17 protein-coding genes are annotated in these 21,243 nt (G+C 49.3%); 16 read left to right on the top strand and 1 reads right to left on the bottom strand.

The genetic code is table 11. The features are described 5' to 3' along the window. Positions 1–21 precede the first annotated feature (21 nt). The 14 genes from rsmH to lpxC all read left to right on the top strand — a co-directional run bounded on the left by rsmH (position 22) and on the right by lpxC (position 16,538). The gene (gene rsmH / locus FW758_RS15540) at positions 22–963 is read left to right on the top strand and encodes a 16S rRNA (cytosine(1402)-N(4))-methyltransferase RsmH (protein ID WP_446445850.1); all 942 of its coding nucleotides are present in this window, start codon (positions 22–24) and stop codon (positions 961–963) included. Between the two features lie 10 nt (positions 964–973). After that, positions 974–1,288: a cell division protein FtsL gene (gene ftsL / locus FW758_RS15535; protein WP_446445849.1), complete on the top strand. Its 315-nt coding sequence runs from the start codon at positions 974–976 to the stop codon at positions 1,286–1,288. 13 nt (positions 1,289–1,301) lie between these two features. Further along, positions 1,302–3,056 (top strand): peptidoglycan glycosyltransferase FtsI, encoded by a 1,755-nt coding sequence (locus FW758_RS15530; RefSeq protein WP_006079888.1) that lies wholly within the window; start codon positions 1,302–1,304, stop codon positions 3,054–3,056. Next, positions 3,053–4,552, top strand: coding sequence for a UDP-N-acetylmuramoyl-L-alanyl-D-glutamate--2,6-diaminopimelate ligase (murE, locus tag FW758_RS15525; RefSeq protein ID WP_446445848.1), 1,500 nt, complete (start codon positions 3,053–3,055; stop codon positions 4,550–4,552). The genes FW758_RS15530 and murE overlap by 4 nt, the downstream gene beginning before the upstream one ends. Further along, entirely contained in the window at positions 4,549–5,931 is a 1,383-nt protein-coding gene (locus FW758_RS15520; RefSeq protein ID WP_011982225.1) for a UDP-N-acetylmuramoyl-tripeptide--D-alanyl-D-alanine ligase, read from the top strand. Before murE ends, FW758_RS15520 begins: the two co-directional genes overlap by 4 nt. Next, positions 5,932–7,014, top strand: a complete 1,083-nt coding sequence (gene mraY / locus FW758_RS15515; RefSeq protein WP_006079891.1) for a phospho-N-acetylmuramoyl-pentapeptide-transferase — start codon at positions 5,932–5,934, stop codon at positions 7,012–7,014. Positions 7,015–7,020: 6 nt separating this feature from the next. Further along, entirely contained in the window at positions 7,021–8,340 is a 1,320-nt protein-coding gene (gene murD / locus FW758_RS15510; protein WP_446445847.1) for a UDP-N-acetylmuramoyl-L-alanine--D-glutamate ligase, read from the top strand. Continuing rightward, positions 8,330–9,541 (top strand): cell division protein FtsW, encoded by a 1,212-nt coding sequence (ftsW, locus tag FW758_RS15505; protein ID WP_006086699.1) that lies wholly within the window; start codon positions 8,330–8,332, stop codon positions 9,539–9,541. The genes murD and ftsW overlap by 11 nt, the downstream gene beginning before the upstream one ends. Continuing rightward, complete coding sequence (murG, locus tag FW758_RS15500; protein WP_259523214.1) at positions 9,541–10,629, top strand: undecaprenyldiphospho-muramoylpentapeptide beta-N-acetylglucosaminyltransferase; 1,089 nt, start codon at positions 9,541–9,543, stop codon at positions 10,627–10,629. Before ftsW ends, murG begins: the two co-directional genes overlap by 1 nt. Positions 10,630–10,631: 2 nt before the next feature. Then, complete coding sequence (gene murC / locus FW758_RS15495; protein WP_006079895.1) at positions 10,632–12,098, top strand: UDP-N-acetylmuramate--L-alanine ligase; 1,467 nt, start codon at positions 10,632–10,634, stop codon at positions 12,096–12,098. Between the two features lie 151 nt (positions 12,099–12,249). Beyond that, the gene (locus tag FW758_RS15490) at positions 12,250–12,999 is read left to right on the top strand and encodes a cell division protein FtsQ/DivIB (RefSeq protein WP_012586608.1); all 750 of its coding nucleotides are present in this window, start codon (positions 12,250–12,252) and stop codon (positions 12,997–12,999) included. Next, on the top strand, positions 12,980–14,215 hold the full coding sequence (gene ftsA / locus FW758_RS15485) for a cell division protein FtsA (protein WP_006079897.1): 1,236 nt from the start codon (positions 12,980–12,982) through the stop codon (positions 14,213–14,215). The genes FW758_RS15490 and ftsA overlap by 20 nt, the downstream gene beginning before the upstream one ends. Positions 14,216–14,248: 33 nt before the next feature. Next, positions 14,249–15,436, top strand: a complete 1,188-nt coding sequence (gene ftsZ / locus FW758_RS15480) for a cell division protein FtsZ (protein ID WP_006079898.1) — start codon at positions 14,249–14,251, stop codon at positions 15,434–15,436. Positions 15,437–15,617: 181 nt separating this feature from the next. Continuing rightward, complete coding sequence (gene lpxC, locus FW758_RS15475; protein ID WP_011845621.1) at positions 15,618–16,538, top strand: UDP-3-O-acyl-N-acetylglucosamine deacetylase; 921 nt, start codon at positions 15,618–15,620, stop codon at positions 16,536–16,538. A gap of 12 nt (positions 16,539–16,550) precedes the next feature. Here the strand turns inward: lpxC and FW758_RS15470 are convergent, their stop codons facing one another. Next, positions 16,551–16,997 (bottom strand): DUF721 domain-containing protein, encoded by a 447-nt coding sequence (locus tag FW758_RS15470; RefSeq protein ID WP_006086703.1) that lies wholly within the window; start codon positions 16,995–16,997, stop codon positions 16,551–16,553. Positions 16,998–17,024: 27 nt separating this feature from the next. On the opposite strand from FW758_RS15470, the gene FW758_RS15465 reads away from it, so the two are divergent. Both FW758_RS15465 and secA read left to right on the top strand, forming a co-directional pair. After that, positions 17,025–17,924 (top strand): M23 family metallopeptidase, encoded by a 900-nt coding sequence (locus FW758_RS15465; protein ID WP_006079901.1) that lies wholly within the window; start codon positions 17,025–17,027, stop codon positions 17,922–17,924. A gap of 60 nt (positions 17,925–17,984) precedes the next feature. After that, a complete protein-coding gene (gene secA / locus FW758_RS15460) occupies positions 17,985–20,714 on the top strand; it encodes a preprotein translocase subunit SecA (RefSeq protein ID WP_446445868.1) in 2,730 nt (909 codons plus the stop codon). Positions 20,715–21,243: the final 529 nt, after the last annotated feature.

Raw genomic sequence — 21,243 nt, 5'->3', positions numbered from 1 at the left:
TAACTAAATAAGAAGAGAGTAATGAGTCAGGAATTTGTCCATTTATCCGTGCTGCTAGCAGAAACGGTTGGCGGTTTAAACATCAAAGACGATGGCATCTATATCGATGGCACGTTCGGCCGCGGTGGTCATTCAAGACAAGTGTTGCAGCAACTCGGTGAAAATGGCCGATTGATCGCAATCGACCGTGACCCTCAAGCGATTGAAGCGGCAAAACAATTTGCTGACGATCCACGCTTTCAAATCGTGCATGGTGGTTTTGGCCAATTAGCCGATTACGTTGAAGAGCTAGGGCTTGTGGGCAAAATAGATGGCGTATTACTCGATTTAGGTGTGTCTTCACCTCAGCTCGACGATGCCGAACGTGGTTTTAGTTTTATGCGTGATGGCCCGCTCGATATGCGCATGGATAACAGTCAAGGTCAAACGGCTGCTCAGTGGTTAGCACGCGCAGAAATTGAGGATATGGCTTGGGTATTTAAAACCTACGGCGAAGAGAAAAACGCTCGCCATATTGCCCGTTGTATCGCTGCGGATCGTGATAAAACCCCGTTTTTACGAACTAAAGATTTAGCCGATTTGATCGCGCGTATCACTAAAAGTAAAGAACGCAATAAGCACCCTGCAACCCGAGTGTTTCAGGCAATCCGGATTTATATCAATAGTGAATTAGATCAAATTGATCAAGCGCTTGAAGGTGCCGTCAATGTACTGGCTCCCCAAGGGCGCTTGTCGGTCATCAGTTTTCACTCTTTAGAAGATCGTATCGTGAAGCGCTTTATTCGCCGTCATAGCCAAGGCGAAAGTGTGCCGCACGGTTTTCCGGTCACTGAGGATCAAATTAACAAGTCGCGTAAGTTACGCGCCGTGGGCAAGGCGATTATGCCATCCGACGAAGAAATCGAACGCAATGCCAGAGCTCGCAGCTCAGTGTTACGCATTGCCGAGCGTTTAGATTACTAAGGGGCGCACTGTGAGTAAGCCCTCGATCAATCTACCACAGATCGTCTTACACGATTTATGGCTGCACAAATGGATCTTGTTATTAGCTCTGCTCGTGCTCTGCAATGCGGTCGCGGTTGTTTATGGCAGCCATATTAGCCGCCAACTAACGACCCAGTGGGACCAGTTACTGCAAGAGCGAGACAGATTAGATATTGAGTGGCGCAATTTATTATTAGAAGAGCAATCGCAGACTGAACACAGTCGTATTACGCGCATTGCCTCTAAGGAACTCAACATGAGTCGTCCGTTACCCAGCGAAGAAGTTGTGGTAAAGGTGCCGTGAGTATAGGGAAGATATGACTAGGCAAGCGAAAATCAAACGGGTAAGCAAACCGCAGAAACCACAACTAATCCATTGGCGTTTATACGTAGTGGTGGGGTTTGTGTGTACACTATTTTGCAGCCTAGTGGGACGCGCAGCCTACATTCAAATTATTGAACCTGACAAATTACGCCATGAAAGCGATATGCGTACCTTACGGACCACGAGCCGTGAGGTGCAGCGTGGTTTGATCACCGATCGCAATGGCGACATGTTGGCCGTCAGTGTGCCAGTGCGTGCCGTTTGGGCCGATCCTAAACAAGTTAACGATAACAATGGTTTTGCGGATATGCGTCGCTGGCAAGCTTTAGCTGATGTGTTGCATGAACCCGTAGAAGACATATTAGATCGGGTGCGCAGTAATCCCACCAAACGCTTTACCTACTTAAAACGCCAAATTACTCCCGCGGTCGCGGATTACATCACTCAGCTGAAATTACCCGGTGTTTTCCTTAAATCTGAATCCCGCCGCTATTACCCTGGCGGTGAAATCACTGCTCAGCTTATCGGTATCACTAACATCGATGATGTTGGGATTGAAGGCGTAGAAAATGCTTATAACAGCTGGCTAACGGGCACGCCTTCAAAACAGAAAGTGCGTAAATCCCGCGATGGTCATGTGGTTGAGCGGCTAGATATCATCCAAGAAGGCGAAAGCCCGAATGATCTTGTGCTCAGTATAGATCAACGTATTCAGCAGTTAGCATACCGCGAGCTGAAACGCACCACAGAGATGAACCAAGCAACTTCAGGTTCCATCGTTGTACTCGATATTCACACCGGTGAAGTCTTGGCGATGGTGAATACGCCATCGTACAACCCTAATGCGCGCGATAATCTGCAAACCTTCAGAATGCGTAACCGTGCCATGACAGATACCTTCGAGCCAGGTTCGACCATTAAGCCCTTTGTGGTGGCTGCGGCGCTTGAAGCGGGCACAGTCAAATCGACTGACATTATTGCCACTTCACCGGGTTGGATGCGTTTAGGCGGCCGCCAAGTGCGCGACCCTGCCAACTACGGCGACATGAGTTTGGCGCGTATTCTGGCTAAATCCAGTAACGTCGGCATCAGTAAATTGGCCTTGTCTATTCCGGTGCAGCAGTTACTCGGCACCTATCAATCTATGGGACTTGGGAGCTTCTCAGGGATCAACCTTACGGGTGAAAGCGCGGGCGTTATTCAAGACCGCCACCGTTGGTCTGACTTTGAGCGCGCCACCTTGTCCTTCGGTTACGGTTTAACGGCAACCACACTGCAACTTGCACGCATGTATGCCACTTTAGGCAATGGCGGCACCTTATTCCCCGTCTCAATTATGAAACTGAAAAAGCCCCCCGTCGGTGAGCGAGTCATTTCTGAAGATGTGGCCCACGATGTGATGCAAATGCTGGTCGGCGTGACAGAAAAAGGCGGCACCGGCACCTTGGCGCATATTGACGGTTATCCGGTTGCGGGCAAGTCAGGCACAAGTCGTAAGGCGGTTGCTGGCGGTTATGGTGATGATTATGTTGCATTATTTGCAGGTGTTGCACCGGCGAATAATCCTAAGTTAGCGATAGTGGTCGTCGTGAACGAGCCTAAGGGCGATCTCTATTATGGTGGTTCAGTGGCGGGGCCGGCATTTGCCAAAGTCATGTCTGGCGCACTGCAAATGTTAAACGTTGAACCCATTACCGATAAAGAACAAGTGCAATTGGCGGGTATCGCCGCCGGGAGAGCAGAATGATGTTATTACGGGATCTGCTCGCGCCTTGGCTGTATTATGCCGGCGCGCAGTCCTTCAACGATTTGACCTTAGATAGCCGCGCAATACGTCGCGGCGATGTGTTTTTGGCGCTGCCAGGACATAAGGTTGATGGCAGACAGTTTATTGAAAAAGCCTTAGATTTAAGTGCCGCAGCCGTATTAGTCCACACGGATGATGCTGATCAGCATGGCAAAGTGTTGCACAGCGATAATGCCGAGCACGGCGTGCAGATTTATTTCTTCCAGTTGAGTCGCCAAGTATCAGCCATCGCCGCCCAGCGTTATCCCTTAGCGCATCAGTCTGCGACAACATCCCTTGGGGTGATTGGTATTACTGGCACCAATGGTAAAACCTCGACAAGCCAACTGATTGCCCAGCTGATAACGTCGCTCGGCCGCAAAGCCGCCGTGATGGGCACCCTTGGCAATGGTCTCTGGGGCGAGCTCGTCGATAGCGGTAACACCACAGCCGATGCGATTACCCTAATGCGTCAGTTGCATGACTTTGAAGCCCAAGGCGCGAGTGTCTGCGCCATGGAAGTGTCGAGCCACGGCTTAGTGCAAGGCCGCGTCGATGCAGTACCATTCGATGTTGCCGTGTTTACCAATCTGACGCGCGATCACCTCGATTACCACGGCGACATGGAAAGCTATGCCGCCGCTAAGCAAAGCCTATTTCGCTTCAGCACCTTAGGCCACGGTTTATTGAATCTCGACGACGCAGTTGGCGAGTCTTGGTTGACTGAACTTAAATCTGTGCCTGCGCAAATGTGGGGCTTTAGTATTGAAGGTCATCAAGCCGCGGCTTTTTATACTAAAAATGCCAAGTTTGACGATCAAGGTGTCAGTGCAACCTTAGTGTGGCCCGAGGGCGAGACTCAAATTCACTCACCACTTCTTGGTGCCTTTAATCTCTCTAATTTACTCGCGGCGCTCTCAGCCTTGTATCTGCAAGGTTTTGATATGAAAGCGTTAGCTGAGCAAGTGCAATACCTAACGCCCGTCGCAGGTCGTATGGAGCGTTTCACAACTGCGAATAACATCACCTTAGTGGTCGATTATGCCCATACGCCAGATGCGATTGAACAAGCGTTAAACGCGCTACGTCGCCATTGTGCTGGTGATTTATGGTGCGTATTTGGCTGTGGTGGCGACCGTGATAAGGGCAAGCGTCCTTTGATGGGCCAAGCTGCAGAGCAATATGCCGACCGCATTATGGTGACCAGCGACAATGCGCGCAGTGAAGACCCCGCGCAAATTATTACCGATATTATCCAAGGGCTAACCCACCCTCAGCAGGCATTGACTCAGGTTGATCGTATCGCAGCTATTAAAGAGGTTGTGGCATTGGCTAAACCTGGCGATGTGATCTTGCTTGCGGGCAAAGGCCACGAAACTTACCAAGAGGCGGCAGGTGTGCGTCATGACTATGATGAACGCGCCCTGGCACGCCAGTTATCGGAGCAATCAAGATGATCCCTCTTTCTCTCGAGACCCTAAGTCAACACTTAGGTACGTTTCGAGTCGGTGACGACGTCACCATCGAAGATTTAAGCAGTGATAGCCGCAAAATCGGCGCTGCAACCCTGTTTGTAGCCTTAAAGGGTGAGCGTTTTGATGGCCATGATTTTGCTGCAACCGCTATTGAGAACGGCGCCGCGGCGTTAATGGTCGAGCGCGAGTTAGCCTTTGATATTCCGCAGCTGATTGTGCCCGATTGCCAAAAAGCCATGGGCGCGATAGGGGCTTATGTCCGTGACCAAATCAATCCGATTTGCGTGGCGTTAACTGGCTCAAACGGCAAGACCAGCGTGAAGGAAATGATCGCAACAATTCTGTCGGCAAAGCATCAAATCCTCTATACCGCTGGTAACTTCAACAATGAAATCGGTGTGCCGCTTACCTTGCTGCGTTTAACGCCAGCGGATGAGTTTGGGATATTCGAACTCGGCGCAAACCATAAAGGTGAAATTGATTACACCTCGGGACTCGTGCGTCCGAACGTGGCGCTGGTGAATAACGTCGGCAGTGCCCACTTAGAAGGATTTGGATCGCAAGCGGGGGTCGCGCAGGCTAAGTCGGAAATTTTTAATCATCTGCAGGCCGATGGCACCGCCATCATCAACGCCGATGATGCCTTCGCCGATTTTATGAGCGTTAAGGCAAGACCTTATAAGCAACTGAGCTTCTCCCAGCAAGATGGCGCCGCTAAACGTCATATCGATGTCATCGCTACAGGTCATAAGGCCAATGCCGATGGCTGCTATCGTTTTATGCTCAATTATTTAGGTGAATCTTGCCAAGTAGTCTTGCCACTGGCGGGCCGTCATCAGGTGAGTAATGCTCTCGCCGCTGCAAGTGTTTGTATTGCCTTGGGATTAAGTTTGACAGAGATCGCCGAAGGCTTAAGCCAATTAACGCCAGTGAAAGGGCGCATGCAGCCGAGTCAATTGGGACGCGTTCGTCTAATCGACGATAGCTATAACGCGAATCCGGTGTCCGTTGGGGCGGCAATCGCTTGGTTAAAGGAAATTTCTGAAAATCGCTGTCTGGTACTGGGAGATTTAGGAGAATTAGGCGACAATGCGCCCCTTTTACACGCTGAACTAGGGCAACTGGCCAAGCAACAGGGGATAGATGCCTTGTTTTGCACCGGAACGTTAAGTCAGCATACGAGCCAAGCTTTCGGTGCGGAGCACTATGACAGTGTGGCGACGTTAGTAGAAAAACTCATAAAGCATATTAACCAGTTACCGGGACAGGTAACGGTTCTCGTTAAAGGTTCACGTAGCGCCGCCATGGAGCGGGTCGTGGATGGACTAACAGTAGCCTTCGGGCGTGGGGAGTTAGTGTAAATGCTGGTATATCTGGCCGAGTATTTAACCCGTTTTCATACCGGGTTTAACGTGTTTTCCTATGTAACGTTTCGAGCCATTTTAGGCTTATTGACCGCATTGGTTTTTAGCTTATGGTTTGGCCCTAAACTGATTGAACGTTTGCAATTACTGCAAATTGGTCAGGTTGTGCGTAACGATGGTCCAGAATCACATTTTAGTAAGCGTGGCACGCCGACTATGGGTGGCTTGCTGATATTGGCTGCTATCTTCATCAGCGTATTGCTGTGGGGCGATCTCGGTAGCCGCTATGTGTGGGTGATGTTGTTTGTGCTCGGTAGTTTCGGTTTGATCGGCTTTATCGACGATTACCGCAAAGTGGTGCGTAAAGACACTAAAGGTTTGATCGCGCGCTGGAAGTACATTCTGCAATCTTTAGCTGCGCTGCTCATTGCTTTTTTCCTGTATGCCACAGCGGCAAATCCAGGTGAAACCCAGTTAGTGGTGCCTTTCTTTAAAGACGTGATGCCGCAACTGGGCGCCGTATTTATCGTATTGGCGTACTTCACGATTGTGGGTTCGAGCAATGCGGTGAACTTAACCGACGGCCTAGACGGTTTGGCCATTATGCCGACGGTAATGGTCGCGGCGGCGTTTGCCTTGATAGCTTATTTATCGGGTCACGCGCAGTTTGCGAACTACTTACATATTCCGCATTTACCCGGTTCGGGTGAGCTTGTGATTGTCTGTACCGCCATTGTCGGTGCGGGTCTGGGCTTTTTGTGGTTCAACACTTACCCTGCGCAAGTCTTCATGGGCGATGTGGGTTCACTGTCATTAGGTGCTGCACTGGGCACAATTGCAGTGCTCGTTCGCCAAGAAATTTTGTTAGTGATCATGGGCGGCGTGTTCGTGATGGAAACCCTGTCAGTCATTCTGCAGGTGGGTTCGTACAAGTTACGCGGCCAGCGTATTTTCCGCATGGCGCCGATACACCATCACTATGAGTTAAAAGGTTGGCCCGAACCTCGAGTGATAGTGCGTTTTTGGATTATCTCGATATTCCTGGTCTTACTTGGCTTAGCCACGTTGAAGTTAAGGTAATTGGTTATGCAAAATCAGTACTCACACATAGTGTTAGGTTTAGGGGCAACGGGTTTGTCCGTCGTGCGCTATTTGTGTGGAAAGGGCATTACGCCATTGGTCATGGACAGTCGTCGGCAGCCTCCGGGCGCCGAAACATTAGCGACGTCTTTTCCTGATGTGAAGCTGATTTCTGGCGGATTCGATTGCCGTTATCTCGTGCAAGCGACGCAGATCATTATCAGTCCCGGCATTGCCACTTATACCCCAGAGGTGCGTGCCGCTGTGGATATGGGCATCGAAGTAATTGGCGATGTGGAGCTATTTGCCCGTGAGATTGCTGACCGTAAACCTTGCGTTATAGGTATTACTGGCTCTAACGGTAAATCAACTGTCACTACGCTTGTGGGCGAAATGGCAAGGGAAGCGGGTATCGCCGTTGCCGTTGGTGGCAATATTGGTGTGCCTGCGCTGGATTTACTGCATGAAAATGCTGACTTATTTGTGCTTGAGTTGTCGAGCTTTCAACTGGAAACCACCCATAGCCTTAAGTGTGTGGTGGCGACCTGTTTGAATATTAGCGAAGACCACATGGACAGATACAGCGATATCGCTGCCTACCGCGAAGCTAAATTACGTTTATACAAACAAAGCCGCGCCGTGCTGTTTAATCGCGACGATAAACTGACCGTACCGCCAGAGCCAATGAACCAAAACAGTTTTGGTTTAGCTGCGCCAGAAGCGGACGAATGGGGTATCAGCGACAGTAAGATTTACCACGGCAGCAGCGAAATCATGCCGATCACTGAAGTCTCCCTGATTGGTAGTCATAACCATGCCAACCTACTCGCAGCAATGGCGCTTGTGGATGTTGTCGGTGTTGATAAACAGATTATGGCAAAAGTGGCGCGTAGCTTTACCGGCTTATCCCATCGCTGTGAAGTGGTTGGGATTAAGAATGGCGTGACCTATGTCAATGACTCGAAAGCGACGAACGTCGGTGCCACCGTTGCCGCGCTCGATGGTTTGAGTGATCACTTAGGCGATATTATTTTGATTGCTGGCGGTGACGGTAAAGGTGCTGATTTTAAACCTTTAGGCGTGGCGTTAGCGAAAGTAACACTCCTCATTACCTTAGGTCGTGATGGCAAAAAGATTGCCGCCTTAAAAGACGGCGCGGTCAGAGTCGAGACTATGGCGGCAGCGGTAACGAAAGCCGCTGAATTGGCGACCTCTGGCGATATCGTTTTATTGTCGCCAGCCTGTGCCAGTTTAGATATGTACAGTAACTTTATGGCTCGAGGTGACGATTTTAGAAACCTTGTGGAGCAACTCAATGGCGAGTGATGTAAGACAACTCAGCCTATTTGGGCGTTTGCGTTCAGCAATGCCCAATTGGCAACGTGATACCGAAGTGCCGGGCGTGCAATTGTACGACCGCGCTTTGCTCGCGGCTGTGTTGTCTTTGATTGGCTTTGGCTTTGTGATGGTGATGTCGGCCTCTATGCCAGAAGCGCAAACGCTCACGGGTAACCCGTTTTATTTTATGACTCGCCATGTGGGTTATTTAGTGGGTTGCTTAGCCATTGCGGCATTTGTATTAAGAGTTGAAATGCAAACTTGGCAGCGCTGGAGTCCCATGCTGCTATTGGTTGTGGGCTTGATGTTACTGGCGGTTTTAGTGGTCGGTACTACGGTAAACGGCGCGACGCGTTGGTTATCGATAGGCCCAATACGCATCCAAGTGGCGGAAGTCGCTAAGTTTGCCTTTGCTATCTACATGGCGGGCTATTTAGTGCGTCGTCATCAGGAAGTGCGCGAGAACGCTAAGGGTTTCTATAAACCGATTGCGGTATTTGCCATTTACGCTGTGCTGATTTTGATGCAGCCCGACTTAGGGACGGTTGTGGTGTTGTTCGTCGGTACCGTTGGCCTGCTGTTTTTAGCGGGTGCACGTTTGCTCGACTTCTTCGCCCTGATTTTTGCCGGCGTGTTGGCGTTTGTGGCTTTGGTGTTATTAGAACCTTACCGTATGCGCCGGGTGACATCGTTTATGGATCCTTGGCAAGATCCCTTTGGTAGTGGTTACCAGTTGACACAATCTTTGATGGCCTATGGCCGTGGTGATTGGTTTGGCCAAGGGCTGGGCAACAGTATTCAGAAATTAGAGTATCTGCCCGAAGCGCACACTGACTTTATCTTTGCCGTGATCGGGGAAGAATTAGGTTTTATCGGTATTATCGCCGTGTTATCTGTGCTGCTGTTTGTGGCGCTGAGATCGATTCGTTTGGGCAATTTGTGCTTAGCCATGGATAAGCCCTTCGAAGGTTATTTAGGTTACGCCATTGGTATTTGGGTATGTTTCCAGACTGTGGTTAATGTCGGCGCGAGTATCGGCATGTTACCGACCAAAGGTCTGACATTACCTTTTATCAGCTATGGCGGCAGTAGTTTATGGGTCATGACGGCGGCAGCCATGATGTTGCTGCGCATTGATTACGAGCGGCGCATGACATTAGTTCAGGCCGTGCAAGGGAGATTGAAGTGATGACCCCAGCAGGAAAACGTATTTTAGTCATGGCGGGTGGTACGGGAGGACATGTGTTCCCGGCGCTGGCAGTGGCTAAGTATCTAGCTCAACAGGGTTGGCAAGTGCGTTGGTTAGGCACGGCCGATCGTATGGAGGCGCGTTTAGTGCCCCAGTATGGATTTGATATTGATTTCATTGATATCAAAGGTGTGCGCGGCAATGGTTTGATACGTAAACTCGCGGCGCCCTTTAAAGTGGTGCGCTCAATATTGCAGGCTAAGGCCGTGATTGCTGAGTTTAAACCCGATGTCGTGCTTGGCATGGGCGGATTCGCCAGTGGCCCTGGTGGTGTGGCGGCAAGATTAGCCGGTATTCCATTGGTACTACATGAGCAAAATGCCATCCCAGGGATGACGAACAAGTTGTTGTCACGGATTGCGACGCAAGTGTTATGTGCCTTTAAAAATACCTTTACCACAGTGAAGGCCAAGGTTGTTGGTAATCCTATTCGCCAAGAATTGATTGCCTTAGGCGCCGAACCAAAGCCAGAGGCTGATGAAGCCTTAAAAGTATTAGTTGTCGGCGGCAGCCTTGGCGCCAAAGTCTTTAACGATCTGATGCCTGAAGCGGTTGCGATTCTGAGTCAGCAGCAGTCCGTTACGGTTTGGCATCAAGTGGGCAAAGATAACCTTACGGGCGTGAAGGCGGCTTATCAGCAACATGGGCAAGATGGCGGCGTGAATATCGCCGAGTTTATCGACGACATGGAAGCCGCTTATCGCTGGGCTGATGTGGTATTGTGCCGCGCCGGTGCGCTGACGGTGTCTGAGTTAGCGGCGGTGGGGCTACCGAGTATTCTGGTGCCTTATCCCCATGCGGTGGATGATCACCAAACCCGTAACGGTCAAGTATTGGTTGAGGCTGGCGCAGCTTTCCTATTGCCACAGGCCATCTTAGACGTGAATAAACTGGCGGGCAAATTACAACTGCTTGCCAATGACAGAACAGAATTAGCCCGTATGGGCCAAAGAGCGAGAGACGTTGCCGTACTGGATGCGACTGAACAAGTTGCCGCAGTGTGCATCAGCCTTGCTGAGAAAGGATAAGCATGACTAAGACAGAAAGATATGCACAACTGAGAAGCATGATCCCAGAAATGCGCCGTATTAAGCGTATTCACTTCGTCGGCATTGGCGGCGCGGGCATGGGCGGGATCGCCGAAGTGTTAGTGAACGAAGGCTATCAGGTGAGTGGTTCGGATATCGCGCAAAATGCTGTGACCGACCGATTGTGTTTGCTCGGTGCCAAGATCCAAATTGGTCATGCTGCCGAAAACGTGCAGCAAGTGGATGTGGTCGTGGTCTCCACGGCGATTAATCTGGAAAACCCAGAAATCCTTGCTGCCAAAGAATTACGTATTCCTATCGTGCGTCGCGCCGAAATGCTAGCCGAGTTGATGCGTTACCGTCATGGTGTGGCGATTGCTGGCACCCATGGTAAAACGACGACAACGAGCCTTATCGCCAGCGTGTACGGTCAAGCGGGGCGGGATCCTACCTTCGTGATTGGTGGCTTGCTCAATAGTGCCGGTACCAACGCCAGATTAGGCACCAGCCGTTACTTGATTGCCGAAGCCGATGAGAGTGATGCGAGCTTCCTGCATTTGCAGCCTATGGTCAGTGTGGTGACTAACATTGAAGCCGATCATATGGATACCTATGGCGGTGATTTCGAAAAATTGAAATCGACCTTCGTGGATTTCCTACATAACTTGCCCTTCTACGGTGTCGCAGTTGTGTGTATCGACGATGCTGTAGTGCGTGAAATCATGCCGCGCATTGGTCGTCAACTCGTGACCTATGGTTTTAGTGACGATGCGGACGTGCAAGCGCTGAATTTCAGTCAGCAAGGCCATCAGTGTCGTTTCACGGTGAGACGTAAAGGCAAAGCTGATCTCGATCTGGTGCTTAACTTGCCGGGTCAACATAACGTGCTTAATGCCTTGGCTGCGATTGCGGTCGCGACCGAAGATGAAATCGACGACAGCGCCATTACTCAGGCGTTAGTGGAGTTCCAAGGTATAGGTCGTCGTTTCCAGCATTTGGGCAAGTTTGCTACGCCTAAGGGCGAAGTTATGTTAGTCGATGATTATGGCCATCACCCCAGTGAAGTTGCCGCGACGATTAAAGCTGCCCGTGCAGGTTGGCCCGACAAACGTCTGGTTATGGCGTATCAGCCACACAGATACACCCGTACCCGTGATTTGTATGAAGACTTTGTTGAAGTGTTATCCCAAGTGGATTGTTTACTGTTGCTCGATGTTTATAGTGCGGGTGAAGCGCCGATCACTGGTGCCGATGGCCGAGCTTTATGTCGCTCAATTCGCCTGCGTGGCCAGTTAGATCCGATCTTTATCGCCAGTCCTGATCAGCTCGCAGAGGTATTGCCCGATGTATTGCAAGAGGGGGATTTATTACTCACCCAAGGTGCAGGTAATATTGGCGCTCTGTCGCGATTGTTAGCGACGACAGAATTGGGCTTTGCCGTTGCGGAATTACCTGCGCAAGCAAGCTGATCTTTAGCGCTTGATCTGCGAGGAAAAGGAAATTTTGACCAAAGGATTTTGGTCTATATAATGGCCGGTTTTCTGTGGTTTTTAATGAGTGTCGTTAAAGGTGGAATGAAGCGTGTCTTGGAGTGATAAGAGGCGGCACTGGCGGGCAAGAATGTCACGGGTTAATTGGTATCTGTGGAGCGGGGCTGGCTTTTTATTCTTCATCGTGGCCAGTTTTGTATTTGGTGGATACCAGTTACATAAGTTTTTAAATGATGCCAGCACCTTGCCGATAGAGGCCGTTGCCATCAAAGGTGAGCGGGCTTACACCACAGATAAAGATATACAAGTGGCACTACAGGATTTAATGCAGCGGAGTTTTTTTAGTGCTGACATTACCTTAGTGCAACAGGCGTTAGAAGACTTACCTTGGGTGTATCGCGCGTCGGTAAGACGTGAGTGGCCAGCGAAACTCAGGGTGTATTTGCAAGAGCAGCAGCCGGCGGCCCATTGGAATGGCGACTCCTGGTTGAATGTGCATGGTGAAGTGTTTGAAGCGCCATCGCATCCAGAGCTGGAGCATTTACCGCAGTTATCTGGGCCAGACGATATGGGCCTTGAGGTGTTGACTGTATATGCACAGATCAACTCCCTGTTAAAGATTAATGGCTTTACCTTAGCCAGTTTGTATTTGACGCCACGACATGCGTGGCACGCGACCTTAGGAAACGGCATCGTTTTAGATTTAGGTCGAGAAGATAAAATTGCACGGATACAGCGATTTATTACTGTTTATCCGGTTTTGGCGAAACAAGAGAAATCCGTTGCCAGAGTAGATTTGCGCTACGACACAGGGTTGGCCGTAGGCTGGGGCGATGCACAAACAAGAGAGCCGATAATTAATGATCAAAAACCAAGATAGAAACCTTATCGTCGGATTGGACATAGGAACCTCTAAGGTCGCAGTGATCATAGGCGAAGTTCTGCCCGATGGCGAAATCAGCATAGTCGGCCTTGGCAACCATCCCTCAAGGGGCATGGATAAAGGTGGTGTTAACGATTTAGATTCGATCGTTCGCAGTGTGCAACGTGCGCTCGACCAAGCGGAATTAATGGCGGATTGCCAAGTGTCATCGGTTTACCTGAGCATCTCTGGTAAACACATCGCCTGCCAAAACGAAAACGGCATGGTTTCGATCAACGATGAAGAAGTGACACAGGAAGACGTTGATAACGTGATCCACACGGCTCGCTCGGTGAAGATCCCGACCGAACGTCGCATCTTGCATGTGCTGCCGCAGGAATATGCGATCGACGTGCAAGACGGCATTCGCAGCCCAATCGGTATGTCTGGCATGCGTATGGAAGCCAAGGTACACATAGTGACCTGCGCCAATGATATGGCGAAGAACATCACTAAGAGCGTTGAGCGTTGTGGCCTTAAGGTCGACGACTTAGTGTTCTCTGGGATTGCTTCGGCCGATGCCGTGCTGACCTTCGATGAGAAAGACTTAGGTGTGTGTATCGTCGATATCGGCGGTGGCACCACAGATATTGCGGTATATACCAACGGCGCCTTGCGTCATTGTGCGGTTGTGCCAGTTGCGGGCAACCAAGTGACCAACGACATCGCGAAGATTTTCCGCACGCCGTCGTCACATGCTGAACAAATCAAAGTGCAATTTGCCTGTGCGCGCAGCTCTATGGTGAGCCGCGAAGACAGTATCGAAGTGCCATCGGTAGGTGGACGTCCATCACGTAGCATGTCACGTCACACGCTCGCCGAAGTGGTAGAACCAAGATACCAAGAGCTGTTTGAGTTAGTACTTAAAGAGTTGAAAGATAGTGGATTAGAAGATCAAATCGCCGCAGGTATTGTGCTCACAGGTGGCACAGCGTCGATTCAAGGTGTGGTCGATATCGCGGAAGCGACGTTCGGCATGCCAGTTCGCGTAGCGTCACCGCTACCGATTAAAGGTTTATATGAATACGTGGACCAGTCTATTTACTCCACTGGAGTCGGACTGCTTCATTACGGCGCACGACGGGTGATCGAACGTCAGTTCGAACGTCCTGAGCGCCAAGGGGTAACTAGCGCTTGGAATCGGGTCCAAAGCTGGTTTAAGGGCGAATTTTAATTTTCATAACGCAGGCAACACGGAGATCAGACAATGTTTGAGATCATGGATACTCACTCAGACGACGCGGTGATTAAAGTCATCGGCGTTGGCGGCGGCGGCGGTAACGCTGTCGAACATATGGTCAAACACAACATTGAAGGTGTTGAGTTTATCGTTACCAATACAGACGCTCAGGCCCTGAGAAAATCAGGTGCAGGCTCAACGATTCAATTAGGACGCGATGTCACTAAAGGTCTCGGAGCAGGGGCAAACCCAGATGTGGGTCGTGCAGCAGCTGAAGAAGACCGCGAAAACATTCGCGCGGCAATCAAAGGCTCAGACATGATCTTTATCGCTGCCGGTATGGGCGGTGGTACAGGTACTGGTGCTGCACCAGTTGTCGCTCAAATCGCTCGCGAAGAAGGTATTCTGACCGTTGCGGTTGTGACTAAGCCTTTCCCATTCGAAGGGAAAAAGCGTATGGCTTATGCTGAGCAAGGTATTGCTGAGCTGGCTAAGCACGTGGATTCGTTAATCACGATTCCAAATGAAAAATTATTAAAAGTATTGGGCCGTGGCACTTCTTTACTCGATGCGTTCGCCGCAGCGAATAACGTGTTACTTGGCGCGGTACAAGGTATTGCTGAACTTATCACTCGTCCAGGTCTGATTAACGTCGACTTCGCCGACGTGAAGACTGTGATGTCTGAAATGGGTAATGCCATGATGGGTACAGGCGTCGCTCGCGGTGAAGACCGCGCTGAGGAAGCGGCTGAAGCTGCTGTTGCCAGCCCATTATTAGAAGACATCGACTTAGCCGGTGCGCGTGGTGTGTTAGTTAACATCACTGCGGGTATGGACATGAGTATCGAAGAATTCGAAACCGTGGGTAATCACGTTAAGGCTTATGCCTCTGACAACGCGACTGTGGTTGTTGGTGCTGTCATCGACCCAGAAATGAGTGATGAGCTGCGTGTAACCGTTGTTGCTACTGGTATTGGCGCTGAAAAGCGTCCAGATATTCAATTGGTGTCTAAGCCTGCGCCTCGTCCAGAGCCAGTGGTTGTGGAACCAAAAGTCGAAGCCTATGTCGAAGAAGCGGTACATGTGAACTACGCTGCGCCAAAAGGCAATGTATTGCCAGCTGCACCGCAGCCAGCTCCACAGCCTGCACCATCGACAAAGCATGAGTTGGATTATCTTGATATTCCAGCATTTTTGCGTAAGCAAGCTGACTAGCGATAGCGTTTGAGTCCAGCGTAATGTGTGAGGTGTTGTTCGTTTTGGGCAATACCACAACATAGCTGCATTTGTGTGACATAATAAAGTTATGTTATTATGTTGAACCAGTGCGGCCAATTTGCCGACGCTGAGTGTACAAATATTAGGCTTTATAATTGGCATATAAACGGGTAACTGAATGATATTTCAAAGAACTGTTCAGAAAATGGTGAAAACTACTGGTGTCGGATTGCATTCTGGCAACAAGGTCACTTTGAGCATAATGCCCGCGCCCGTTAATTCAGGGATCGTACTCGTGCGCACTGATTTGAGTCCTGCCGTCGCCATTCCAGCGAAGGCGGAGCAAGTTCGTGAAACCACTATGTGTACGGCACTTGTCAATGACGAAGGTATTCGTATCTCGACCATTGAGCATTTATTTGCAGCACTTGCGGGTTTAGGCATAGATAACGCCGTAATCGAAGTGGACGCGCCTGAAATTCCTATTATGGATGGCAGTGCGAGCCCGTTCGTCTTCTTATTGCAGTCTGCGGGTATTAAAGAGCAGGCCGCACCTAAGAAGTACTTAAAGATTAAGCGCCCTGTGCGTGTTGAAGATGGCGACAAATGGGCCGAGCTAAAACCCTTTAAAGGTTTTAGAGTCAATTTTAAAATTGACTTCGCGCATCCAGAAATCGCTCGTAGCCAGCAGCACGTGGTGATGGACTTTTCAACGTCTGCTTTCGTGAAAGATATCAGCCGCGCCCGTACTTTTGGGTTTATGCGTGATATCGAATATCTGCGAGCCAACAACCTAGCGTTGGGCGGCAGCATGGAAAACGCAGTTGTACTTGATGAATATCGCGTCCTTAATCCCGACGGCCTGCGTTATGAGGACGAATTTGTTAAGCACAAAATTCTAGATGCGTTTGGTGATCTATATGTGGCAGGACACGCTATTTTAGGTGAGTTTACTGCGTATAAAACCGGTCATGCGCTGAACAACCAATTGGTGCGTGCTTTACTGGCGCAACAGGATGCGTGGGAGTTGGTCAGCTTTGAAAAAGAAGCCGATGTTCCCGTCAGCTTTACCGTTCCAGGTGGCGCTGTATTTGCTTAAAAAGCGGTGAAATTATTTATTACGGCTGGCCAATGAGGCCAGCCGTTTTAGTTTTTCGCCCAGTGAACCGCCAATATTTTCCGCTAATGCCGCAATATGCTCCGCTGCAGCAGGGCTTAATTCTTTGTGTCCCTGTTTAGGCTTTGCGTCATACATTGCTAATCTCGGGTTGACTTTAACTTCAATTGCGGTAAGGATTGGGAGCGTTTCTGCTTGAAGCTGCGCTAGTAGCTTCGGCTTTTGGAAATTAATTCGTGCAGCCCAGGCCGCCGAAGTGGTTTCAACCACAAGAACACCCTGGCGGAAATTAGCGACTTTTAGCTGCTCCGCAACAGGACCTGCGATAATCTGCTTCACATGATGATTCAGATACATAAGTAGTTCCGCTTTCTCAGCAAGGTCGGGTAATTTGCCCGATTGATGCAGTAATTGGCTGAGATCTTGAGGGGGCTTTTTCATATGATAATAAGATGGCTGAATTAGGCTATGAGTGTAACAGTATTTATTCAAGGTCGGAATGGCGTCACACGCTGGCAGCCCAGTAAACGCTGGTTGCTACTTCCAATACTATTGTTGGCCACTGGGTCCGGTATTTATCAACACAACTCCGCTCGATTTCAAGATCAGCAAGCCAGTGTCGATAACGATCGTCTCGTGCGCGAACAACAAAAGAAACAAGTCTTAGAGCTAAAAAGTGCTACCGAGTCTCAACTGGCTATGCTAGTGACTCATGTTGCACGTATGCAAGCCAAGATCACCCGTCTCGAAGCCTTAGGTCAACAGGTCGCCCAGCAGAACAAATTGGATGAAGATTTTGATTTCTCATCAGAAGTTGGTGTGGGTGGTTTGAGCGAATTAGGTACTAACATCGAGCTCGGACAGCTTATCGACGATATGGATAAGTTGGCATCACGAATTGACAATAATAATGTTCAGCTTTCACTACTTGAAACAGTGTCATCTAACCACCATATAGATGATGAACGTTATATATCAGGGATCCCACTCGATAAAGGTTGGTTATCGTCGCCCTACGGATTACGTAATGACCCTTTCAACGGTCGCAGGACTGTGCATAAAGGGATTGATTTTACCGGCCGAGAAGGGGCCAAAGTTGTTGCGACTGCTGCAGGCGTAGTAACTTGGGCTGGGAACATGTTCGGTTATGGCGAGTTGGTCGAAATAGACCATGGTAACGGTTTACATACGCGTTATGGCCATAATAAAGCTTTGTCAGTGACTGTAGGTGATGTGGTCGCAAAAGGCGATGCAATCGCCAGTATGGGAAGCACTGGGCGCTCAACTGGGGCTCATGTGCATTATGAAGTGTTGCGCGGCGGACAGCAGATAGATCCACAAAAGTTTGTCTACCGCAAAGCAAGTTAATTGAAACATTGGCTTCTAGTTTCCATCATGGACTTGGCCTACAGAGAATAAGTGATTCAGATGTTTGGTAAATTACTGACAAAAGTATTTGGTAGTCGCAACGACCGCACCCTTAAAGGGCTTCAAAAGATCGTTATTAGCATTAACGCACTAGAAGCTGATTATGAAAAATTAACCGATGAAGCATTAAAAGCTAAAACCGCTGAGTTCCGTGAGCGTTTAGCTGCCGGCGCTTCATTAGATAGCATCATGGCTGAAGCGTTTGCGACAGTGCGTGAAGCGTCTAAGCGCGTATTTGACATGCGCCACTTCGACGTACAGTTACTCGGTGGTATGGTACTCGACAGTAACCGTATTGCTGAGATGCGTACGGGTGAAGGTAAAACCTTAACGGCAACCTTGCCCGCTTACTTAAACGCATTGACTGGCAAAGGCGTTCACGTGATTACTGTGAACGATTACTTAGCACGTCGTGATGCCGAGAATAACCGCCCACTGTTTGAGTTCCTCGGTTTAACCGTCGGCATCAACGTGGCAGGTCTGGGTCAGCATGAAAAGAAAGCCGCTTATAACGCCGATATCACTTACGGTACCAACAACGAGTTTGGTTTCGATTATCTGCGCGATAACATGGCGTTTTCGCCGCAAGAACGAGTACAACGTCCGTTGCACTACGCCCTAATCGATGAAGTGGATTCAATCTTAATCGACGAAGCGCGTACGCCGCTGATCATCTCTGGTGCCGCTGAAGATAGCTCTGAGCTATACATCAAGATCAACACCTTGATCCCTAATCTTATCCGTCAAGATAAAGAAGATACGGAAGAGTATGTGGGTGAGGGTGACTACAGTATCGATGAAAAAGCCAAACAAGTGCATTTCACCGAACGTGGTCAAGAAAAAGTAGAGAATCTGCTGATCGAGCGCGGCATGTTAGCCGAAGGTGACTCACTCTATTCTGCTGCAAATATTTCCCTGTTACATCATGTTAACGCGGCGCTCCGTGCGCACACGCTGTTTGAGCGTGATGTGGATTACATAGTACAAGACAACGAAGTCATCATAGTCGATGAACACACAGGTCGTACTATGCCGGGTCGTCGTTGGTCAGAAGGCTTACATCAAGCTGTTGAAGCCAAAGAAGGCGTGCACATTCAAAACGAAAACCAAACATTGGCTTCGATCACTTTCCAGAACTACTTCCGTCAATACGAGAAGCTGGCAGGTATGACAGGTACAGCCGACACTGAAGCGTTCGAATTCCAACACATCTATGGATTAGACACAGTCGTTGTGCCGACTAACCGTCCAATGGTGCGTAAGGATATGGCGGATTTGGTTTACCTGACCGCCGATGAAAAATATCAAGCTATCATCAAAGACATTAAAGATTGCCGCGAACGTGGTCAGCCAGTATTGGTGGGTACAGTCTCAATCGAACAGTCTGAACTGTTAGCGCGCTTAATGGTGCAGGAAAAAATTCCGCACGAAGTCTTAAATGCTAAATTCCACGAACGAGAAGCTGAAATCGTCGCGCAAGCTGGCCGTACTGGTTCAGTGACCATTGCCACTAACATGGCAGGTCGTGGTACCGATATCGTGCTTGGCGGCAACTGGAACATGGAAATCGATGAACTCGATAATCCAACCGCTGAGCAAAAAGCTAAGATCAAAGCCGATTGGCAAATTCGTCATGATGAAGTCGTCGCCGCGGGTGGTTTGCACATCCTAGGTACCGAACGTCACGAATCACGCCGTATCGACAATCAGTTACGTGGTCGTGCGGGTCGTCAAGGTGACGCGGGTTCATCACGTTTCTACCTGTCGATGGAAGATAGCTTAATGCGCATCTTCGCCTCGGATCGTGTCTCTGGCATGATGAAAAAGCTGGGTATGGAAGAAGGCGAAGCGATCGAGCATCCATGGGTGTCTCGCGCAATCGAAAACGCTCAACGTAAAGTTGAAGCACGTAACTTCGATATTCGTAAGCAATTGCTCGAATTTGATGACGTAGCCAACGATCAACGCCAAGTGGTTTATGCCCAGCGCAACGAGTTGATGGATGCGGAAAGCATTGAAGATACTATCCAAAACATTCAAGACGATGTGATTGGCGCGGTCATCGATCAATATATTCCACCGCAATCAGTAGAAGAGCTGTGGGATATCCCAGGTTTAGAGCAACGTCTACACCAAGAATTTATGCTCAAACTACCTATCCAGGAATGGTTAGATAAAGAAGACGATCTGCATGAAGAGAGTCTACGTGAGCGTATTATCACTGCTTGGGGCGATGCATATAAGGCGAAAGAAGAAATGGTTGGCGCGCAAGTGCTACGCCAGTTCGAGAAAGCCGTTATGCTACAAACGCTCGATGGTCTGTGGAAAGAACACTTAGCGGCGATGGACCATCTGCGTCAAGGCATCCACTTACGTGGTTACGCACAGAAAAATCCAAAGCAAGAATATAAGCGTGAGTCGTTTGAGTTATTCCAACAACTGTTGAACACCTTGAAACATGACGTCATCAGTGTGCTGTCGAAAGTACAAGTTCAAGCTCAGTCAGATGTGGAAGAAATGGAAGCGCGTCGTCGTGAAGAAGATGCCAAGATCCAGCGCGACTATCAACACGCAGCGGCAGAGCCGCTTGTTGGCGGTGGTGATGAGCATGAAGCTGTCACTGCGCAAGCGCCGATGATCCGTGATGGTGAGAAAGTGGGTCGTAACGATCCTTGTCCTTGTGGCTCAGGTCGCAAGTACAAACAATGTCACGGTAAGTTAATCTGCTGACAGATTAAGCCTACTGAATAAGTAGAATAGAACGCACACTAAAGGCAACTTATCTAAGTTGCCTTTTTATTTCCTCTTTTATAAGCCTCGCGCTTACTCTCGTGTCATCCGGATTACATTCTGACTCTTCTTTATATAGCTAATCGTCGTTATTCCCCATTGAACATCATTTCACTCTTATCGATAGCCATTAAAGCAAAGTCATCTCTGTAGCAAATTTAACCGTTAAAACCCATTTTGTGGATAAGTCTGAGGATAAAGTGGGGGTATTGTGTGACTAACTGAAAGTATTAAAAAAAGATCCATTTTTCTCAAAAAAGCCCTTGCGGACTTTCTCAATCTCCCTATAATGCGCATCCACTGACACGGCAGACAGCGTAACGCAAGTTGAGCAAAGAAAGCCAAGCAGTTCATCGGTTAGCGAGCTAAACGATGAGTGTTGAGAAAGTTGAAAAAACTACTTGACGCACTAACGGGAACGCGTAGAATACGCAGCCCTGACCCGCTGGAAACTCAGTGTGTGGTCAAC

It is taken from the genome of Shewanella sp. 1180_01, assembly GCF_052850535.1.
The sequence above is the reverse complement of the archived record's forward strand: the minus strand, read 5'-3'. Positions and strand labels throughout refer to the sequence as shown.